Origin of the sequence: Parablautia sp. Marseille-Q6255 (assembly GCF_951230155.1) — a bacterium.
Classification (GTDB): Bacteria; Bacillota; Clostridia; order Lachnospirales; family Lachnospiraceae; genus Choladousia.
In genome coordinates, this window is sequence record NZ_CATNVD010000007.1 from 64699 (window position 1) to 86467 (window position 21769).

Sequence of the window (21769 nt, forward strand, 5' to 3'; positions counted from 1 at the left end):
TCCCCTTATGCAAATCTATTTTAACGAAAAAGTAATGGTTTTGCAATATTTTTCTTATAATTCCATCACTTTTCTCTAACAGAATACTTTTCCTGTAAAAATTGCCACGGATCGGGGCCGCATCACAAATTCGTGCGTGATCATAGTTTCTTCCCCTTCCGGATAGAAATATCTTCCATTTTCATCTCCGTACGTATTCACGCTCAGATACCAGGCTCCTGCTGCTTTTAAATGCGGGAGGGTGATCGTCACATCTTCCCAGTACGTATTCACAGACACATACACAAAATCATCGCAGCCCTTTTCCGGATCGTAGCCGATAAAGCTGACAGAAAAGGTCCTGGCCTCCCGCGGGATCGTCAGCTTTTCCGCCTGAAGGTCATGCGTATGCATTCCCTCCATCCCGCACAGCGCATCCGGCAGCTTCTTTCTGATGATCGTGTGCCTGTGGCGATAATCGATCATAAACTTAAAGAACTCAAAAAGCTCTCTGTTTTTGTCAAGCAGCGTCCAGTCCAGCCAGAAAATATCGTTGTCCTGGCAGTAGCAGTTATTGTTGCCATACTGCGTGTTTCCAAATTCATCCCCGGCCAGAAACATCGGCGTTCCCCGGCTGCACATCAGAACCGCACAGGCATTGCGGATCATGCGGTAACGCAGCTTCAGTACCTCCGGATCATCGGTCTGCCCTTCTGCACCGCAGTTCCAGCTCAGATTATTGTCGCTGCCGTCTGTATTGCTCCAGCCGTTGTTCCAGTTATGCTTATCATTGTACGCATACAGATCATACAGTGTGAATCCGTCATGGCAGGTCAGAAAATTGACGCAGGAATTATATCCTGCATACCGCTCATTATGTTCTCTGTAATAGCCCCCGTAGAGATCGCCGGAACCGCAGATGCTCCATGCAGCATTCCATGCTTCCCAGCAGTTTCCCTTCAAAAATCCGCGCATGGAATCTCTGTAGCGTCCGTTCCACTCTGCCCAGCGCCTGCTTGCCGGGAAGCTTCCGACCTGATACATCCCGCCCGCATCCCACGCCTCAGCGATCAGCTTCACATTCGCAAGGATAGGATCAAACGCCAGGCTTTTCAGGAGCGGCGGATTATTCATCGGGGAGCCGTCCGTATTTCTGCCAAGAATACTGGCAAGATCAAACCGGAAGCCGTCCACGCGGTAGTACACCGTCCAGTAGCGCAGACATTCCAGGATCATCTGGCGCACAACCGGATGATTGCAGTTGAGCGTATTGCCGCAGCCGCTGAAATTATAATAATTTCCATCCGGCGTCAGCATATAGTAGATTTTATTATCAAACCCTTTGAAGCTGAAGGTCCTGCCCTTGTCGTTTCCCTCTGCTGTATGGTTGAACACAACATCAAGGATGACCTCGATGCCATTTTCATGCAGCGCCCTGATCAGCGTTTTCAGCTCTGTCCCCTCATGGTTTGTCTCTCTCGCCGCCGTATAGCTCGTATTGGGCGCAAAAAACCCTACCGTATTGTAGCCCCAGCACTCCAGCAGACGGTTTCCGTCTACCTCGCGCTCATTGACTGTCTCGTCAAACTCAAAGATCGGCATCAGCTCTACTGCATTAATGCCCAGCTCCTTTAAATACGGGATCTTTTCCATCAGCCCGGAAAAAGTCCCCCTGTGTGCCACGCCGGAGGACTCATGCATGGTAAAGGCTCTCACATGGAGCTCATAGATCACCAGATCACTCAGCTCGCGCCGCGACTGCGGCATATCGCCCCAGTCAAACAGATCCCGCACGACCCTTGCGTGGTATGATTTCGTCCGCTGCTCGCCCCATACTCTCTGCCCTGTGACTGCCTGCGCATATGGATCGAGCAAAACCTTTGTTTTATCAAAAAGAAGCCCTTCCTTCTGATCATACGGCCCGTCGATCCGGTACGCATACTCGAACTCTTCTATATCAAGGCCGAACACGATCATAGAATACACGTCGCCGATCTTATACGCCTCGGGAAATGGCAATACCGCATACGGTTCTTCCTCCCCGTTGTGAAACAGTAAAAGTTCACACGACGTACCATCATGCGTGTGAACCGTAAAATTTACTCCGGCCGGAAGCGCTGTCGCCCCGACTACGTCAAACATCCCCGGGCGCACCTGATATCCTTCGATCTCTCCCATCGGACTTACCGATGTCGCGACATCCAGCGTCGATTTATGCTTATAAAATTTCAAAATGTATCCTCCCGTCATCGGTCATTCATACCGTCTTCTTCCTGTAAACAGCCAGAGATTTCCAGCTTCCAACAATTATACGTTCAAAGTCCCGATGCGTCAAACACATTTTTGCCATCGCCACAGGAGGGCGAAGCGTATGCTCTACCATTTAAAAATCACAATGCCAGTGACTGCGATCGCCATTCCGATTACCTTCCTCCATTCAAACGGCTGCTTTTCCACTCCAAACATCCCCAGAAGCTCGATCACATACGCCACACCCAGCTGTGCGATCACGATGAGCATTGCCGCACGTGCCGGTCCGAGACTGTCCATGCTTTTTACTACTGTGACTGTGATAAAAGCACCGATCGCCCCTCCCAGCAGCAGATATCGCGGCTCCACACGCGTAATGCTCATAAAACTGGTCCTGTCTGTGACCAGCCATGCGCCAAGACAGACGAGAAGCGCCGTAAGCTGCACAAAAGCAGACGACACCCAAAGGCTCGTCTGCTTCGTCACTTCTGTGTTAAATACCCCCTGTACGCTCATCAGCGCACCGGAGAGTAAAGCGATCACGATTCCCCACATACATTTTCCTCCATTCCCCTGCTCTGTTTCCGGCGTGTTTCCTCCCGGTATCCTGCCATCCGGTCCACATAGGCACAGGTCACGCAGCGTGTTACGCAGGCTCCATGAAGGGAGTATATGCAGTTTTCTTTCCGATTATTCATCCGATCCCTGCGCAGGCGCTTTTTTCTACGGCACTTAAAAAGAACGCTCCAGACGCCGGATCATCTCGTCAATATCTTCCTTTTCTATGATAAGCGGCGGCACAAAACGCAGTACATTTCCTCCTGCGCTCATCACCACCAGCCCGTTTTCAAGCGCTCTGCCGATCAGTTCTCCTACCGGTCTTTCCTTTACCACAAGCCCCTGCATCAGCCCCATTCCCCGGCGCTCACTCAGAAAATCGTATTTCTCTACAAGCAGATCAAGCTTCTGTTCCAGATAGGATGCCATCTGCTGTACATGGTTCAAAATCCCGAGTTCTTCATACAGGTCAAACACCTTTGATACTGCGGCGCACGCCAGAGGATTGCCTCCATATGTCGTGCCGTGATCTCCCGGGACAAGAGAGGACTTTGCCACCTTTTCATTTAATACGAACGCGCCGACGGGGATACCGCAGCCAAGCGCCTTTGCACACGTCATGATATCCGGCCATACTCCGTACTGCTGATATGCAAAATAGCTGCCTGTCCGGCCCATGCCACACTGTATCTCATCTAAAATAAGCAGGATATCCCGTTTATCACACAGCTCTCTTATTCCCTCCAGAAATCCGCGCTCTGCCGGGTAAATGCCGCCCTCTCCCTGCACCGTCTCCAGAATGATCGCACAGGTGCGGTCGCTGATCTGGGCATTCACACTGTCCAGATCATTAAAATCAGCAAACCGCACGCCTCCTACCAGAGGCTTAAACGGCTCCTGATACTGCGCATTCCCGGTAACGGAAAGTGAGCCAAAGCTCCTGCCGTGAAACGAATGGCGCATAGCAATGATCTCATGATCCGTGCGCCCGTCCTTTCCATAAGCATACCTGCGCGCTGCCTTTAGCGCGCCCTCCACTGCCTCTGTGCCGCTGTTCGTAAAAAACACCTTATCCAGACCGCTTTTTTCTACCAGCTTTGCGGCCGCCTCCGCCATCGGGATATTGTAAAACAGATTTGATGTATGGATCAGTTTTCTGATCTGCTCCTGCAGCGCTTCCTCATAAGCCTGGTTCCCATACCCAAGCGCAGCTACCGCGATTCCCGCTCCAAAGTCGAGGTACTCTTTACCCTGCACATCCACGAGATATACACCGCGTCCCTTTTCAAATACGACTGGGAAACGGTTGTATGTGTGCAGGACATTGTGTTCTGTAAGCTCCATGTACGGTCTGCTGTCTGTCATCACGCATCCCCCTTTCCATCTCCGATAATGGCTGTTCCGATCCCCTCATCTGTAAAAAACTCAAGCAAAAGGCTGTGTGCGATCCGTCCATCCAGAATATGCACGCGGGATACGCCTGACTCAATCGCCTGTATACAGTTTTGCAGCTTCGGGAGCATTCCGCCTCCTGCATTGCCCGCCGCAAGGAACTGCCTTGCCGCAGGGACAGTCATCTCGCTGATCAGAGAAGATTTATCTTCCGGATCCCGGTATACACCCTCAATATCTGTCAGGAATACCAGCTTGGATGCCCGGACTGCCGTAGCGACCGCGCACGCTGCATCATCGGCATTGACATTATAAGAACAAAACTCGCTGTCAAATCCGACCGGACAGATCACCGGAACAAAATCATCCTGTAAAAGAGTATCGATAAGCTGTGTATTTACCTTCTTTACTTCTCCGACAAATCCGATATCCTGCCCGTCTGCCGTCCTGCGCTCTACCTTAAGAAGTCCTCCGTCCTTTCCGCTGATCCCGACCGCTTTAAGCCCTACCCGCTGCATCATGGAGACAAGATCTTTATTGATCTTTCCAAGTACCATCTCCACGATCTCCATTGTCGGGCGGTCCGTCACACGCAGCCCGTTTACGAACCGCGTCTCAAGACCGATCTTATTGATCCACCGCGTAATATCCTTCCCGCCTCCGTGTACTACGATCGGCCGGAATCCTACAAGCTTTAAAAGCGCCACATCGCGGATCACACTCTGTTTTAATTCCTGGTCTGCCATTGCACTTCCGCCGTATTTCACTACCACAGTCTTTCCATGAAAACGCCGGATATAGGGGAGCGCCTCAACCAGAACATTTGTCTTTTCTACCCACTGTTTCATCTTTTCATCCATGACTGTCCTCTGCTCCTTTTGCCATATTTCTTTTATTTTCTCTCCCGGAGATCCGTGAGGCAAAGCCCTTCCTGCACAATCCCTTAAGAACGATAGTCTGCATTGATCCTGACGTAATCATACGTAAGATCGCAGCCCCACGCTGTCGCCTGCGCCTTTCCCATTTTCACATCAGCGATCGCTGTCACTTCTTTTTCTGAAAGGATTCTTGTCGCCTCTTCTTCACTGTACCCGGTCGCAACGCCATTTTTAATGATCTGCAGACTGCCTGCAGCACTTTCAAAATACAGGTCCACCTGCTCCGGATCAAAGGAAGCGCCGGAATATCCCATGGCGCACAGGATTCTGCCCCAGTTCGCGTCATGTCCGAAAATAGCCGCCTTCGTCAGTGTAGATGTCACGATCGATTTGCTGAGTGTAACAGCCTGCTCCTTATCCTTTGCCCCGATCACTTTTACCTCAAACAGCGCTGTCGCTCCCTCGCCATCTGCCGCCATACATTTTGCCAGATGTGTGTTCACCTGATCAAGCGCCTCACAGAACAGATAGTAGTCCTCATTCTCCTGTGTAATTGGCGTATTTCCCGCCAGACCGTTCGCGAGCAGCAGACACGTATCATTGGTAGACGTATCACCGTCCACAGAGATCATATTATACGTATCCTTTACATTATCTGAGAGCGCTTTCTGCAGCAGCTCCTGCGAAATATCTGCATCGGTCGTCACAAAGCTGAGCATCGTGCACATATTCGGATGGATCATCCCGGAGCCCTTGCTCATACCGCCGATGGTCACCACCCTGCCGCCGATCTCTATCTGTACGGCAATCTCTTTTTTCACAGTGTCCGTTGTCATGATCGCCTCTGCCGCCAGTGTCCCTGCCTGCACGCTGTCGGAGAGCATCGGCTTCATCTGCTCTATACCGGCTGTGATCTTATCCATCGGAAGCTGCTTTCCGATCACTCCGGTCGAAGCAACCAGCACCTCCTCATCCTGTATCCCGAACAGCTGCGCCGCTTTTTGTGCCGTCTGGCGGCAGTAACCGTAACCCTCCTGTCCGGTGCACGCATTTGCGATCCCGCTGTTTACCACAACGACCTGCGCTTTTTTATGTTCATGGACCACCATCTGATCCCACTTTACCGGCGCCGCCTTCACGATATTTGTCGTAAAGGTACCTGCTGCCGCACACGGCACCTCACTGTAGATCAGCGCCATATCCTTCTTTTTTCTCTTAATGCCGGCCGCTATGCCGACTGCCTGAAATCCTTTCGGGGCAGTCACGCCCCCCTCAATGATACGTTTCATAATCCTCTCCTCTTTCTTTTCATTATTGCGCATACACTGCGGCTGCCAAGCCGTCAGCCAGGAGCAGCTGTAACCATATACCTATGGAAACAGCGGTGCAAAACGAAGCCCCTGCGTCTCCTCAAGCCCGAACATCAGGTTCATATTCTGGACCGCCTGACCCGCTGCTCCTTTTACAAGATTATCCATTGCGCCCATCATAATAATCCGCTTTGTCCTCGGATCGATCCGGGCATTCACATCCACGTAATTGCTTCCTTCTACCCACTTTGTCTGCGGACAGACATCCTGCGGCAGCACACGCACAAACTGCTCTTTCTCATAATAGCTGTCGTATACTGCTCTCACATCCTCATAGGAAACATCCCTCGTAAGAGAAGCATACGCAGTGATCAGGATCCCCCTGTTCATCGGCACCAGGTGCGGCGTAAAATTCAGATATACCTTTTTTCCTGCCGCATATCCGAGCTGTTCCTCAATCTCCGGCGTATGTCTGTGTCCTGCCACACCGTACGCCTTGATATTTTCATTCACTTCACAGTAAAGGTTGTCCGTCTTAGCTCCTCTGCCTGCTCCCGAGGCGCCTGATTTTGCATCAATGATCAGTGTCGCCGGATTGATCAGCCCTTCTTTTACAAGCGGATAGACCGACAGAATACTGCAGGTGGGATAGCAGCCCGGATTTGCGACAAGCCTTGCATTTCTCACCTGATCCCTGTTTATCTCGCACAGTCCGTACACCGCCTCATCCAGATACTGCGGCGCCGGATGCGTAAGCTTATACCACGCCTCATATGTGTGCACATCCTTCAGACGAAAATCGGCGCTTAAGTCGATCACCTTCGTTTTCTGCAAAATCTCTTCCCGGATCATGGACGCGCACAGTCCCTGCGGCGTAGCGGTAAAGATCACGTCTGCCTGATCTGCCAGCGCCTCCATATTATCATCCATACAGGATGCGTCAACGATCTGAAACATATTCTGATAAATAGAAGAATACTTCTGGTCCACATAGCTTCTGGAACCGTACCATACGATCTCTACCTCTTTATGTCCTGAGAGTATACGCACGAGCTCTCCTCCCGCGTATCCGGTTGCTCCTATAATCCCTGCCCGTATCATAAAATAACCCAAGCCTCCTTTTTCTTAGCTCTGCTGCCAGATATTTTTTCCTATCATATACCCTCCCGCTCTCCTTGTAAAGTGTTTTTTTGCGAATTATTATACATTTATACCTCGTTTTTTATGTATATTATTTCTTTTTTATACAAAATATAATTTCATACTTGCATATTTATGATATTTGGAGTATACTCACAGACAGACAGGGAGCCTGTGTATCCGCACAGTCGTCCCGGTGCCTTTTCGCACACCGACAAACCATACACAAGAAAAAACAGGAGGATATCATAATGAAAGAAAAAGTAGTTCTGGCATATTCCGGAGGACTCGATACCACGGCAGTGATTCCGTGGCTGAAAGAAAATTTTGGTTATGAGGTTATCTGCTGCTGCATCGACTGCGGGCAGGGCAATGAACTGGATGGTCTGGATGAAAGAGCCAAGCTTTCCGGAGCTTCTAAGTTATATATTGAAAATATCGTAGATGAATTCTGTGATGACTTTATCATGCCGTGCGTCCAGGCCGGCGCCGTATACGAGCACGAGTATCTGCTCGGCACCTCCATGGCACGTCCTGCTATTGTGAAAAAGCTTGTAGAGATCGCAAGAAAAGAAAATGCCTCCGCCATCTGCCACGGAGCGACTGGAAAAGGAAATGATCAGATCCGTTTTGAACTCGGTATCAAAGCGCTCGCTCCTGACCTCAAGATCATCGCTCCATGGCGGATGACTGACGTATGGACGATGCAGTCCCGCGAGGACGAGATCGAGTACTGCAAGCAGCACGGCATCGTACTTCCCTTTGCCGCTGACTCCAGCTATAGCCGTGACCGCAACCTCTGGCACATCAGCCACGAAGGTCTGGAGCTTGAAGATCCGTCAAATGAGCCAAATTATGACCATATGCTCGTACTCGGCGTGACGCCGGAAAAGGCACCGGACGAGGGCGAATATGTGACCATGACATTTGAACAGGGCGTTCCGAAAACACTGAACGGGAAATCCATGAAGGTCTCCGAGATTATCACACAGCTGAATGCTCTGGGCGGAAAGCACGGCATCGGCATCGTGGATATCGTAGAAAACCGCGTGGTAGGCATGAAATCCCGCGGCGTATATGAGACGCCGGGCGGAACGATCCTGATGGCGGCACATAATCAGCTTGAGGAGCTGATCCTTGACCGCGAGACAATGGAGACAAAGAAAAAGCTCGGCAGCCAGTTTGCCCAGGTCGTATACGAGGGTAAATGGTTCACTCCGCTGCGTGAAGCGCTTCAGGCATTCGTAACCTCCACACAGCAGTATGTGACCGGAGAAGTAAAATTCAAGCTCTATAAAGGAAACATCATCAAGGCAGGCACAACATCTCCGTACAGCCTGTACAATGAATCGCTCGCCTCCTTTACCACGGGAGATATGTACGATCATCACGATGCAAGCGGCTTTATCACCCTGTTTGGTCTTCCGCTGAAGGTCCGCGCCATGAAGCTTGCAGAAACCAAAAATAACCAGCAATAATACCGCCAGAAAAATGGGGGATGCTGCAAAATACCAGTTTCCAGGTGTATTTTGCAGTATCCCCTCTTTCTTTATTTTATACCGTTTTGTTTGCTTTTTCGTCTGCTGTCTCTGCCGCTTGCGCGCGCATCCGTCAGAGCACAGAACAGATAAAAAGCTCATGCAGCGCTCTTGTCGCACTGATATACTGGAACTGTTTATAAAACGGATTCTCCCGATCTCCTCCCAGGACAAAGACCTGGTCAAATTCCAGTCCCTTCGCCTGGTAATACGTGGTAACAGTGATCCCCCTGCAAAACGCACTGCTGTCTCTGTCAATATAAGAGACCTGCGCAAAGCGCTTTTCCAGCAGAGAAAAACACTGCTTTGCCTCTTCCTCCGTCATGGTAAGAACTGCTGCAGTCTCAAACCCATCATCCCCAAGACGTACGCTGTGAAGGATTTCTTCTACTGCATCCGATACACTGGAAAAGTCCCTTCGTTCTACCTCCTTCCCCTGACGGTTCATATATTCAATGCCCGTAATTCCTGATACTTCCGCTGCATAGGCAGATATCTGCGCAGTATTGCGGTAGCTTTTATTCAGCTCGATCCTGCGCACATCCCTGCCAAAAATCCCGGGCAGAAAGGTCTGTACATCCTGCGCGCTGCCGTCTACGGTCTGTGCCCGATCGCCAAGTATCGTCATATTGCAGGAGAACATCTTTTCCAGAATGACATACTGCAGATAAGAATAATCCTGCATCTCATCAATGACCAGATGCCGGATATTCCTGCGTCCCTCCCCTCCGAGCAGACGCTGTTTCAGATAAAGGATCGGATAGACGTCCTCATACTCCAGTATACGCTGCTCTCTTGGCACATACGAAAGCTGCGGCAGCCCGCAGTCTTCTAAAAGCCAGTTGTAGATCTGATAAATCTCCCGCGTCACATACATTTTCTGAAAGCGCTCCCTGATCTGCTCCAGCTCATCCTCGCACAGAGTCTTGTTTTTCAGGGTTTCGACCTCATCGACAAAGCACTCCATCACTGCATCCATTCTGGAAAGCAGCGGCACCTCAGAAAACTTTTCGTAGAACAGACGCATCAGCCTCGGCGTCTGCATGCAGACACCCCTGTATTCTACATCAGAAAACTCTACCAGACGGTCTTCAAGCTCAATAAGGAATCCTTCCACAGCACGCACATACTCCGAAGACTGCTTCCACTGTGCGTATCTGGAGCTTCCGCCGCGTATCTGATGCTCAATAAAATGGTACCTGTCCTCACAGTCAGAAGCTACATCCTGCAGATTGCGGTATGCAAACAGGTCAAAGCTCATCTCCTGGATATGTTCTTCCCCGAGCTCCGGGAGCACATGCGAAATATAATCCGAAAATACACCGTTTGGAGAAAGTACCAGAACATTCGATGATTTTAAGTGCTCTCTGTCATGGTACAAAAGATAAGCGATCCGGTGCAGAGCGATCGAGGTCTTTCCGCTGCCTGCCGCCCCCTGAATGATCAGTATGCGATCCTTTGTATTCCGGATGATCGCATTTTGTTCTTTCTGGATCGTCCGTACGATATTTTTCAGCTGTATATCACTGTTTGCCCCAAGCTCCTGCTTTAAAATATCATCATCTATCTTCGTATCGCTCTCAAACTCATAGATGAGCTTTCCGCCGCGCACCTTATACTGCCATTTGGAAACGATCTCTCCTTCCATGGTGCCGCCCGGAGCCTCATAAGAAGCTTCCCCTTTATCATAATCATAAAACAGGCTGGAGACCGGCGCTCTCCAGTCATAGACAAGGGGCGTCCCTCCCGTGCGTTTTGCAAAGCTTCCGATACCGATATAAAAAATCTCCGGCTCCTCTTCTCCGTCATACACAAAATCCACACTTCCGAAAAACGGAGCGTCCAGCATACGTTTCAGTCGGCGCTTCATTTTCTGATTTTCTTCCTTTGCGTTGACCTGTGCAAGCAGCGCCTGCTGATTGTCAAAATTCTCATATCCGTACTGGTCCATCTCCGTATAATTCTGCCAGTAATACTCGTGCATGTCCTCGATGTCCTTTTGTACTGTCCCGATCTTCTCCTCAAGCTCCAAAAGCCTGCGCGTCAGCAGCCCTGTGACAAACGTAAGATATTCTGCTCCTCTGCCCATACGTATCTCCCTTAATATCGCTGATATATTCTGTTTATTCTACCACCAAGTCCGCCGTCTTACAACAGCTATCAGGGATTCCCCCATAATTCATAGTAAAATATGTACTGCTGCATGATCCCCCGCACACAGTGGTAGCGGCGGTTTGGAAAGCCTCTTTTATAATGTTTCTCAAGAGCCTGACTGATATGCGTATCGACCGGGAAGGCTTCCAGATGATGCAGGGCAAACAGACAGATACAGTCCGCCACCTTTTCCCCTACTCCAAAGAGCGTAAGAAGCTCTTCTTTTGCTTTTTTGTATGAAAGACACGAAAGCTTTTCCAGATCCAATGCGCCGGATGCCACCCGTTTTGCTGCCCGCACTACGTATTTGCTCCGATAGCCGAGATTGCACGCTTTCAGCTCCTCCTCTTCGCACTGCGCCAGAACCTGCGCCGTTGGAAAAGCGAAATATGTTTCTCCGTTTTCGGCGATTTTCCGTTCCCCGTAAGCGGCACAGAGGTTTTCAATGCATTTTCGTATCCTGGTAATATTATTTTGCTGAGAGATCAAAAAGGAGACGATCATCTCCCAGAGCTCCTGCCGCAGGATCCGGATCCCCCAGCCAAGCGCTGCCGCCTGCGTCAGATATGCGTCCCTGGGATTGATCCTGGCAATACATCCGGCATAATCGCCATCCAGGTCAAAATATGCGTTCCAGAACTCCTCAAATTCTTCATCGCTGCATGAAAAACTGCACTGATCCCCTCTCTGCCAAACCTCCAGATAACGGTCTCCTGCTATTACCACAAACTGTTCCTCACTTTTTTGCGTCATGCGAAAGCACTGTCCGGAGCGGCAGATCTGCTCCATGCAAAAATGGCTGACTGTTCTTTTTACCATATCATTTCTCCTGTGTCCTTTTTTCACTTTTGATACTATGCTCTGCAGCAGACTGGCATCAGACCGCGCGGCTTACGCATCCTCTGCCGTCACATCCGTGCGCCTGATCAGTCCCCTCCCGGTCAGCTCGTAGACCGTATCACAAACCTCTCCAAGATACTTTCTGTCGTGCGAGATACTGATCACTGTACCCGTATATGAGGCAAGGACGCTGCGGATCACCGGCCCTGATAAAGGAGAGAAGTTGCGGGTCGGCTCATCCAGGATCAGCACATCTGCTCCCGACATGCTCATCTTCAAAAGCAGCACTTTCGCCTTCTGTCCGCCTGAGAGCTCTGCGACCGGATGCTCCATTTCCTCAGGCGTATACTTCATAGATCCAAGGTACGTACGTATCCGCGTGATCTCCGCCTTTTCTTTCGTGACACATAAAAACTCGACCGGGGTCTTTTCCATATCGAGCAGCTCCTCATAATCCTGCGGCATATAGGCTGCATGTATGTCCTCTCTTGCCAGAAGCTCCTGTGCGATCTTTCTCAAAAGAGTCGTCTTCCCGACTCCGTTTTTCCCGATGATGCAGACCTTTTCACCGCCTTTTACACGCAAAAAGATATGCTCCGCCAGAACCGCCTCTGAATGTGCGTATGGCTGCGGCACGGTAAGCTGCTCCATACAAAGCTCCAGGACCGTTTTTCCTGACGGCATACGGATACCTTCTCCAAATTTCATAAAAATCGCTTCTTCCGTCTCCGGTATCTGCGTCATCTTCTGCGCTTCGCGCACGTAGCGGTGCTCCAGAGATTTTACTGCCTTCATCTTTTTCTTCAGCAGTTGTCCGCCATGTGGATCCTGACGGGAAATCGTCCGCTGCTCATGCTCTACCTTCTGCTGGATCTTACGGAATTTTTCCTGACGGATCTGCTCCTGCCGCCGCTCATTGTATGCTTCCAGACGCTGCTTTTCCAGATGTGCCTCCCTGTGCTTCTTATATTCCTGATACGTTGTCCTTGCGATCGTATACCTGCTGACCGTTTTCCTGTGTATCTGTTCGATATGGATGATCACATTCGCAGTGCGCTCTATCAGCGTCTCATCATGAGAAATATAGAGTACCGGCACAGAGGAGTCAAGCAGCAGCCTCTCCAGCCACTCCAGCGTGCCAATATCAATATCATTTGACGGCTCGTCCAGGAGCAGCACCGTTGGCTGTGCGATCAAAATCCTTGCCATCTGGAGCTTGATCCGTTCCCCGCCGGAAAGCGTTCCCACCTTTTGCTCTCTGTAGAAAAAATCCTTTTCTAATCGCAGTTCTCTTGCCAGCATGCCAAGCGATGCAGGAGTCTGTTCCCAGAAAAGCGGCTCCTCGCAAAAAAACTCGTAAATGCTTTTATCCCTTTCTTCCCGGGGCAGCTCCTGCGGCAGGTAGCCAAAACGTTCTCCTGCACAGATACGCTCTCCGCCCGCTTCTGCATATGCGTCAATCAGCTGCGGATCTGCAATCCATTTCAGAAGCGTTGATTTTCCATTCCCCTCTTCCCCTATGATCACCGCCCGGTCGCCTTCTCTTAAAACAAACGAAAAGTTTTCCAGGATCGTACGTAAATCCTTTTTATGTGTAATGCTCAAATTTCTAATCTGCAGCACAGCAATCCCTCCTGTCTTCTGCCGGAAGTACGCATATACTGTATGACAAAAAAAATCCGTTTTCACACACGAAAACAGATTTACGCACAAAAAGAAACCCCTATACTATATAAGATATAACAGGTTCCGAATTGTCCAGCAATCTGATTTGGCATACAGGCACAGCAATGACCCGGCAGGTCCTCTGATATGATCCTTTTGTTACAAGCCAAATAAGATTATCTGAACATTTCATCACCAAAACACGCATCAGGCGTGTCCCTTTCCTGTCTTTTGGGACGGATTATAGCACATCTTTTCCGAAAAGGCAATCACAAATCAGTACACTTTTCTTCCCTTATATTCCCCTTTTCGATATTTTCCCGGATCAGCCGGTCCGTCAGCTCGTAGAGCGTCTGTGAACCTTCTTTTGTCTTCTTTTGCCGTCCATATACCTGTGTCGCGCTCACCTGATGCGCTCTCCAGTCATTTCCGTTATTGCTGTTATTTAAAAGAAGCGGCTGGAGATTATCCATTGCATGTGCAAATTTTGCCTCAGCGGTCTGATTCTCCTCAAATTCATCAAAAATTGCACTGAGTTTTTTCTTCTGATCCTCGGGAAGCAGAGAGTAGATCCGCTCCTTTGCTGCTTCCTCGCGCATTTTCTGAGTTTTCAGCCCTTCTGCATCGTACGCATATGTATCGCCCGCATCGATCTCCACCACGTCATGGATCAGGCACATCAGCATCACGCGGACAATATCTATCGGCTCATTCGAGTATTCCTGCAGTAAATATGCCATAACTGCCATATGCCATGCATGTTCTGCGTCATTTTCATTTCTTCCGTTTCCTGATAAATGGGTCTGACGGAAAATATTCTTTTCCTTATCAATCTCCAGAATAAAATCTATCTGTTTTTTTAACCGTTCCTCCATCCGTTCATTCCTCCTGTTCCTGATCTGTGGCCTTTGTCCGGCTGTATTTCTATTATACCATACAGCCGTCCGGAAACCACCTTATTTTTTACAAAAAGAGCGCTCCGGTATATCCGGGCAGAATGTATGCTCTGTAAGCTCTGACAAGACCTGAAGCTTCTCATTGACCATCTGCCTCATACAGGCTGGTACGTGCTCACCATGCGCGCGGTGAATAGCCACACACTCCTTACAGTTTCCATGATAGCGGCACGCTTTCGTACACGGGCAGTGATCCTTCCGGTCATATTCCCGGCGAAATTCAGCCACAAATTCCTCCTGGATCCGAAGCCCCTGCGCTCTGTTGCCTCTGTGAAATTCTCTCATTGCCGCTTTCTCTGTCTCATTTCCTTCGATCTTCATCTGATTTCCTCCCGGCTCTTTTTATGGCATTCCTCTCCCGGATCTTTTTGCATCTCCAGGCAATAGCAGTATAGCTCCATATATTCTTGAAAAATAGGCGTTTTTCGCCTATAATATATCAAAATAACGCCAAACCGATCATTACTAAAACCAGAATCACTCTTTTGGAGTATAGATAAGATGACACATTCCAATACTGCAGACACTGCCCCGGTCTACTCGCACAATCCATACCACACCACAGGCTTCCCTCTCCTTGTACTGAATATCAGGGATGGCGTCTGCATACCGGAAAATGAAGGCTTCCAGATGCTTCACTGGCACGAGGAGGTCCAGTTTGTCCTCGTACTGCAGGGAGCGGTCCATATCACCGTCTATGATGAATCGTATGATCTGTATGCCGGAGACGTGATGTTCCTGAACCGCGCTGTGCTCCATCACATCGCAGGCGCTCACGGCTCCTGTTATCACAGCTTCCTGATCCCGACCCGTATGCTCTCCTTTTTTCCCGGAAGCATCATGGAACAAAACAGCGTACTGGCGATTACCGGGAACCCGGCCTTTACCTGCTGCCATATGAAACGGACAGATCCGGGCTGTCATCCGGTCCTGTCTGCTGTGCAGGCTCTTGATACGCTGTATTTTGAACGGGAGGAAAAGTCAAAAACAGACAGACAGTATGAATACCGTCTGTCTGTCCGTCTGGTCCAGCTATGGCTGGAATTTATCACTGTGCTGCCAGAATCTGCTCCGGCTGTCCCGGAAAAGAGCTATGAAAGAATCCGGCTGCTGCTTGGCCTCATCCACAGGGATTACAAAAAGCCTCTGCACATAGAAGATATTGCCGCTGCCGCACATATCAGCAAAACAGAATGTCTGCGCTGTTTCCAGAAATTTGTCCATGCCTCCCCGTATCAGTACCTGATCCGTTATCGTCTGCATATGAGTAAAACGCTGCTTGCCACAACAGATTTATCCGTGACGGATATCGCACTGGAGACAGGCTTTTCCTCTGCGAGCTCCTATATCCGCTATTTCCGCAGGCATTATCAGATGACGCCGAGCCAATACCGCAAATCGCTGTGACCTTTACAGCTCTTCTTCTGTCATATCCTTTTTCCGGTTCAAAATGTCATAAATACACGGTACGACAAAGAGCGTCAGCAGGGTTCCATACGTCAGTCCGCCAATCGTAACGATCGCCATAGGCTGGATCATGTCGGCTCCCATACCCATCCCAAATGCCATCGTCAGCAGTCCCAGGATGGTCGTAAGCGCTGTCATAATGATCGGGCGCAGACGTGTCCGCCCGGCTTCCACGATCGCTTCTTTTTTGTCCAGACCGGACCGGCGAAGCTGATTGATATAATCCACAAGCACGATACCATTGTTTACGATAATACCGGAGAGCATCACAAAGCCGATCATCGCGATAACGCTGATAGGATTTCCTGTCAGATACAGCCCAAACAGGCCGCCGGTAAATGCAAGCGGGATCGTAAACATCACGATAAACGGTGAAAGCAGTGACTGGAACTGCGCTACCATGATCAGGTACATAAAGACAACTGCGAGACCAAGCATCTTGGCAACCTCACCCATTGCCTCATTGATCGTCTCATCCTCACCTGCCATCTCCATACTGTAGCCTTCCGGAACCTCGTAATCTTTAAGCGCCTCTTTCGCCTTTGCCGATACCAGTCCGATATTGTAGCCATCTGCAAGCTCTGCCGTTACCGTCACATAGCGGTTCTGTTCCTCGCGGCTGATAGATGAAAAGCCGTCTGTATCCTGGAATTCGACCAGCTCCTCAAGCGGTACTTCAACGTCCTTATTCTCCTCATCCTTGCCCGTGATCGTCAGATTTTTGATCTTCTCTCTCGTAAGCGTCTCATCTGCGTCACTTAAAACAAATACAGAATAGTCCTTTGAGAGGGTAGACAGCGTCGTTGCGCTGGATGCTTCTGCAAGCTTCTCCTGAAGCATCTGATAAATCTGCGCCGTCGTCAGCTGATATTCCATCGCTTTGTTTTTATCTGCGACCAGACGGAACTCCAGCGTCTTTTCCTCAATACCATCCGATACATTCTGAGTTCCTTCTACACCAGAGAGGATGTCTGCCACCTCGCCGGCCATTTTCTTGAGTTGATCAAGTTCACGTCCCTTTATCTTGACTGAAATACCGCTTCCGCCAAGCGCGGAGGTATCCATCGTGGAAGTCTCAACCTGCACCTCACACTCCAGATCCTCTGTTCGTTTGAGGATCTCCTCTGCCAGCTCATCTCCAGAAAGCTTTTTGTCCTCTCTCAGGAGCACATACATGGATACCTGCTCTTTCGCACTCTGTCCGCTTCCTCCCGTGCCCGTCATGGAGCCTGAGCTGTTCATCGCACCGACATCCGTGACGTCTGGCAGCTCGCGAATACGCGCCATCACCTCATCCGATAATGCGCCTGTCTGTGCCAGCGTACTTTCCTTTGGAGCCTGCACCGATACACTGATCTGCGTACTCTCCATCTCCGGCATAAATGCCGTACCTCTGGACACCGCCAAATATCCTGACAGAACAAGCAGACCGACTGCCAGGAGCAATACCAGAGCCTTTCCTTTCAGGGATACGCGAAGCACTGCCGCATATCTGTTCTGAAGCGCTGTAAAAAAGCGGCTTGGTTTTTCCTTTATATTTTTCAAAAGACCTGCTCCCATCATAGGAACAAAGGTCAGTGCGACCACGAGACTGGCAACGAGTGAATACGCGATCGTAAGTCCCATATCTACAAAAAGCTGCCGTGTGATCCCTTTTGTAAATACGATCGGCGCAAATACACAGATCGTAGTAAGCGTCGAGGCTGCGATCGCGCCTGCCACCTGCCTTGCCCCCTCGACGGCTGCTTTCCTGGCAGAGTATCCTTCGCCTCTTAAACGATAAATATTTTCGATCACGACAATAGAATTATCGACCAGCATACCGATCCCCAGCGCAAGTCCGGAAAGGGAGATAATGTTAAGCGTAATATTGCTGAAATACATCAGCACAACTGCCGCCATAATACTGATCGGGATGGAGCACGCAATGACGAACGTCGGCCGTACGCTCTTTAAAAAGACCAGAAGCACAAAGATCGCCAGTACTGCTCCTGAAATCATATTGTCAAGCACAGAATCCACCACAAGATCAATGTACACTCCCTGATCCATCAGCCGGATGATATGTATGTCACTGTTTGTTTTTTCCAGATCTGCAAACTTTTCTTTAATCTTTTTTGATACATCACCAGTCGAATATCCCGACTGCTTCTGCATCGTGAACATGACGCCTTCCTTGCCATTCACCTTTGCGTAGATTGCATCACTGTCATCCTGTACTGTGATATCCGCAACGTCACAAAGGCGGATCGGATCCACTCCATCTATGTGCAGATCCAGGATCACCAGATCATTCAGATCCTGTACTTCATCAAACTTATTGCCAATGCGGATCAGAAAATCCGTCCCCTCCTCGGTCACATAGCCGGCCGGCATACTGAAATTCTGCGCGGCAAGAATTCCTTTTACCATTTCTGCTGTAATGATCTGCGACGCATCTGCCTGATCATAGGCCGTTTCCTTCTGGGTACGCACCTGCTCCAGCGCCGTCTCGATCTCGTCTTTTCCCGCACTAAGCTGCGCCTTACCGACTGCCATCTCTATGGTAGCCGAAATCTGTGCGCGGTTGAGCTGTGCGATCGCTTCCGTCACTGTACTTTGCCCGGAACCGATCTGCGCCTTGGCCTGCTGAAGCTGTGCTTTGGCCTGCTGGAGCTGCGTTTTACCAGAGGACAGCTGTACTTTTCCAGACGCGATCGCAGACTTTCCTGCCGCAATCGAGGCGAGCTGCTCCGGCATCTGATTCAGAGACTTCTGGAGCGTGGTCATCCCGTCATCCAACTGCAGCTTTCTGGAAACAAGCTCAGACTTTATGGTATCGATGCTCTGTGTCATCTCTATGTAGCTGCCGCCCGTGTTGACGCCAAGCGACGCCAATGCTGCCATCGCCTGCGCCTTTGCGCTCTCATAAGAAGCCTTTTCTGCTTCCTTTTGCACTACCTGACTTTGAAGCTGTGCGATCTGAGCCTGCGTCTGGGCGTCCTGCGTCACCTGCCCGATCACTTCCTGTGAAAGAATCGTAAGAGAGTCCTCCGTCTGCGCACCGCTTCCTTCAGAAGCCATCCCGGATCCGTCTGTTTCCGAGTTCTGCGCTGCCCCGGCATCTGTCTGTGTTTCTTCTATAATAATCTCTTCCTGAGCCTCCCCAACAGCAGGCGCCTGATCCGATGCCTGCGTAAGGGTCTGCTCCTGTAAGACAAGATCACCCGTTTCCCCGTCCGGCTCCGACTCTGCCATATCCGTCTGCGCAGGCTGTGTCTCTTCTCCGGTCTCCGACTGCTCCTCACCCGGCATCTGCGCATCGCCGCCCCCGTGTTCCTGAAGCTGCGCAATGGCCTCATTTAAGGCTGCGATCTCCGCATCAAGCTTCACGATCGCCGCTTCCATACCTGCAAGCTGCGTCGGGGCAGCTTCCAGCTGGCTGATCGCCTGCTCCATCTGCGTCTGCTGTGCTGCCAGTGCCTCTTTTTGTGCCGGAAGCTCCTTTAATGCTGCTTCTCCTTCAAGCAGCTCCTTCTCCTGCGCTGCCAGTTCACTTTCAGACGTTTCTATCTGTTTGAGTCCAGCCTCTACCTCCGCAAGCTTCTGGTCGATCTGTACCTGACCGGTGATCATCTGCGATGTACCCGAATTCAGCTGTCCCTGCGCCGCAGCCGTCTGATCCGCGAGCTGTGCCTGACCGTCTGCAAGCTTCTGCTCTCCATCTTCCAGCTCAGCCTGCGCCTCCTCAAGCTCAGACTGCGCCTCTTCAAACTGTTCATCCAGAGCTGATCTTATCTTCTTATTGACTTCTTTGATCTTTTCTTCACGCAGAAGTACCTGCACCTGTTCCTCGATCGTTCCATTCACCGATACAGACGCTACTCCCTCGATACTTTCCAGCTCAGGAAGCACCTCATTGTTCACAAGATCAGTCAGTTCGCTCTGCGTCAGCTCACCTGCCTCCATCGCCGCCACCATGACCGGAAGCATATCCGGATTCATTTTCATAATGATCGGACTGCCAATCGAATCATCCCAGTAGCTCTCGATCTGATCCAGACTCTCCCTCATCTCAATCGTCACCGCATCCATATTCGCAGACTGCGAAAATTCCAGAACTACGACTGACATATTTTCACTTGAGACAGAATTGATATTTTCTATATTGCTGGTAGTCGCCATCGCCTGCTCTACAGGTCTTGTGACAACCGACTCTACCTCTTCCGGACTGGCGCCCGGATAAGCTGTGTATACGACTGCATATGGAAGTGTCATATCCGGAAGCAGGTCTGTCTGCATATCAGAAAACGACACATAACCAAGCAACAGGATCAAAACGATCCCGACAACAACTGTATATGGTCTTTTTACACTATAGCGCGATAACATAAAAACCTCCTGAAGCATCCCGGGCGTTCGCCCCGCGGACAGCTAAAATATTTTTTTCATTATCGTACCATACCGTTCTCTCCGTCAAGAACGCATCCGGAATTTATAAATATTTTATATTTATTCCATAAGCACAGAACCAGCACTGCGCATCTCCAATGAAAAGCGATTGCTTTTTCTCACAAAATAGTGTAAAGTGTGACAGGAAAGGAGAATCTCTATGGAAATGAAACAGAAAAACACGAAAAAAATCATCTTTGCTCTCGCAGCGCTTCTTGCAGTCATTGCTGTTTTGTTTGCTGTTTACCACTTTACAAAAGGTAAAACGGCAAAAGGAGAAAAAACAATCACGGTAGAAGTCGTACATAAGGATGGCAGCACAAAATCCTTTGAATATACGACACAGTGTGAATTTCTTGGTGAAGTTTTAAGCGATGAGAAACTCATTGAAGGAGAAGACGGAGCCTACGGTCTTTTCATCACTACTGTAGACGGTGAGAAAGCAGACGATTCCAATCAGGAATGGTGGTGCATTACAAAGGGCAATGAACAACTGAATACGTCTGCAGATCAGACCCCGATCGCAGATGGAGAGAAATACGAGCTCACTCTGACCGTCGGATATTAATACGAAAGAATACTATTGGGAGATTTGCCATGAGACAGACGCAGCACAGACAAAAAATAATGTACATCGTGACAATGGGACTGCTCAGTGCCATTTTGCTGATCGGTCAGCTCGGCATGGCTTTTCTCCCTAATATTGAGCCCGTAAGTTTTCTGATCATCGCGTACACGCTCGTTTATAAAAAACGGGTGTTTCCGATCATCTATGCTTTTGTTATCCTCGAGGGGCTGATCTTTGGCTTTGGTATCTGGTGGGTCAGCTATCTGTATATCTGGAGCATACTTGCTCTGCTTGTACTTCTTTTGCAAAAAACAGATTCTGCCATTTTATGGGCAGTGATCGCCGGCGCATACGGGCTCGCCTTCGGTGCACTGTGTTCGATCCCCTATCTGATCTCCGGAGGTCCGGGTGCGGCTCTTACATACTGGGCTGCCGGCATTCCTTACGATATTTTGCACTGTGCAGGGAACTTTGTGATCATGCTGGTTCTGTATCATCCAGTCTTACATGTACTGAAAAAGCTTCACGCCTCCCAGCTTGAAAAGCTACCCGTCCGGTAACCCCCGTCAAACCTGGAAACAATCGAACAGAAAAACAAAAAAACAATCTCAGGAAAACACAGAGATAAATACACAAGGAGGCC

Annotated in this window: 17 protein-coding genes; 4 read left to right on the forward strand and 13 right to left on the reverse strand. The window is 49.8% G+C overall.

The genetic code is table 11. From position 1 onward, the window contains the following. Positions 1-75: 75 nt before the first annotated feature. The 7 genes from QOX44_RS06635 to argC form a co-directional block, all read right to left on the reverse strand. Entirely contained in the window at positions 76-2157 is a 2082-nt protein-coding gene (locus QOX44_RS06635) for a glycogen debranching protein (protein WP_283682309.1), read from the reverse strand. A 198-nt stretch (positions 2158-2355) separates the two neighbouring features. Continuing rightward, positions 2356-2784, reverse strand: a complete 429-nt coding sequence (locus tag QOX44_RS06640) for a DMT family transporter (RefSeq protein WP_283682229.1) — start codon at positions 2782-2784, stop codon at positions 2356-2358. Then, positions 2769-2927, reverse strand: a complete 159-nt coding sequence (locus QOX44_RS06645) for a hypothetical protein (protein WP_283682230.1) — start codon at positions 2925-2927, stop codon at positions 2769-2771. Before QOX44_RS06645 ends, QOX44_RS06640 begins: the two co-directional genes overlap by 16 nt. A 34-nt stretch (positions 2928-2961) precedes the next feature. Next, on the reverse strand, positions 2962-4152 hold the full coding sequence (locus QOX44_RS06650) for an aspartate aminotransferase family protein (RefSeq protein WP_283682231.1): 1191 nt from the start codon (positions 4150-4152) through the stop codon (positions 2962-2964). Further along, a complete protein-coding gene (gene argB, locus QOX44_RS06655) occupies positions 4152-5039 on the reverse strand; it encodes an acetylglutamate kinase (RefSeq protein WP_283682232.1) in 888 nt (295 codons plus the stop codon). The genes QOX44_RS06650 and argB overlap by 1 nt, the downstream gene beginning before the upstream one ends. Before the next feature lie 83 nt (positions 5040-5122). Next, positions 5123-6346, reverse strand: a complete 1224-nt coding sequence (argJ, locus tag QOX44_RS06660) for a bifunctional glutamate N-acetyltransferase/amino-acid acetyltransferase ArgJ (protein WP_283682233.1) — start codon at positions 6344-6346, stop codon at positions 5123-5125. 81 nt (positions 6347-6427) lie between these two features. Beyond that, positions 6428-7468, reverse strand: a complete 1041-nt coding sequence (argC, locus tag QOX44_RS06665; protein ID WP_283682234.1) for an N-acetyl-gamma-glutamyl-phosphate reductase — start codon at positions 7466-7468, stop codon at positions 6428-6430. 290 nt (positions 7469-7758) lie between these two features. Here argC and QOX44_RS06670 point away from each other — a divergent pair, with 290 nt between their 5' ends. Next, on the forward strand, positions 7759-8985 hold the full coding sequence (locus QOX44_RS06670; RefSeq protein WP_283682235.1) for an argininosuccinate synthase: 1227 nt from the start codon (positions 7759-7761) through the stop codon (positions 8983-8985). A 133-nt stretch (positions 8986-9118) separates the two neighbouring features. Here QOX44_RS06670 and QOX44_RS06675 read toward each other — a convergent pair whose 3' ends face one another. From QOX44_RS06675 to QOX44_RS06695, 5 genes are all read right to left on the reverse strand, one after another. Further along, entirely contained in the window at positions 9119-11134 is a 2016-nt protein-coding gene (locus tag QOX44_RS06675; protein WP_283682236.1) for a HelD family protein, read from the reverse strand. 71 nt (positions 11135-11205) lie between these two features. Continuing rightward, positions 11206-12018 carry a DNA-3-methyladenine glycosylase family protein gene (locus tag QOX44_RS06680; RefSeq protein ID WP_283682237.1) on the reverse strand — a complete coding sequence of 271 codons (813 nt, stop codon included), beginning with the start codon at positions 12016-12018 and terminating at the stop codon, positions 11206-11208. A 72-nt stretch (positions 12019-12090) separates the two neighbouring features. Then, the gene (locus tag QOX44_RS06685) at positions 12091-13662 is read right to left on the reverse strand and encodes an ATP-binding cassette domain-containing protein (protein WP_283682238.1); all 1572 of its coding nucleotides are present in this window, start codon (positions 13660-13662) and stop codon (positions 12091-12093) included. A gap of 311 nt (positions 13663-13973) precedes the next feature. Continuing rightward, complete coding sequence (locus tag QOX44_RS06690; protein ID WP_283682239.1) at positions 13974-14579, reverse strand: HD domain-containing protein; 606 nt, start codon at positions 14577-14579, stop codon at positions 13974-13976. 81 nt (positions 14580-14660) lie between these two features. Then, positions 14661-14981, reverse strand: a complete 321-nt coding sequence (locus tag QOX44_RS06695) for an LPS biosynthesis protein (protein WP_283682240.1) — start codon at positions 14979-14981, stop codon at positions 14661-14663. 180 nt (positions 14982-15161) lie between these two features. On the opposite strand from QOX44_RS06695, the gene QOX44_RS06700 reads away from it, so the two are divergent. Further along, positions 15162-16067, forward strand: a complete 906-nt coding sequence (locus tag QOX44_RS06700; protein ID WP_283682241.1) for a helix-turn-helix transcriptional regulator — start codon at positions 15162-15164, stop codon at positions 16065-16067. Positions 16068-16070: 3 nt separating this feature from the next. Here the strand turns inward: QOX44_RS06700 and QOX44_RS06705 are convergent, their stop codons facing one another. Continuing rightward, the gene (locus tag QOX44_RS06705; RefSeq protein ID WP_283682242.1) at positions 16071-20498 is read right to left on the reverse strand and encodes an efflux RND transporter permease subunit; all 4428 of its coding nucleotides are present in this window, start codon (positions 20496-20498) and stop codon (positions 16071-16073) included. Between the two features lie 220 nt (positions 20499-20718). Here QOX44_RS06705 and QOX44_RS06710 point away from each other — a divergent pair, with 220 nt between their 5' ends. Beyond that, the gene (locus tag QOX44_RS06710) at positions 20719-21126 is read left to right on the forward strand and encodes a DUF4430 domain-containing protein (protein ID WP_331488344.1); all 408 of its coding nucleotides are present in this window, start codon (positions 20719-20721) and stop codon (positions 21124-21126) included. Positions 21127-21155: 29 nt separating this feature from the next. Continuing rightward, positions 21156-21686 (forward strand): hypothetical protein, encoded by a 531-nt coding sequence (locus QOX44_RS06715; protein WP_283682243.1) that lies wholly within the window; start codon positions 21156-21158, stop codon positions 21684-21686. The last annotated feature ends 83 nt before the right edge of the window (positions 21687-21769 follow it).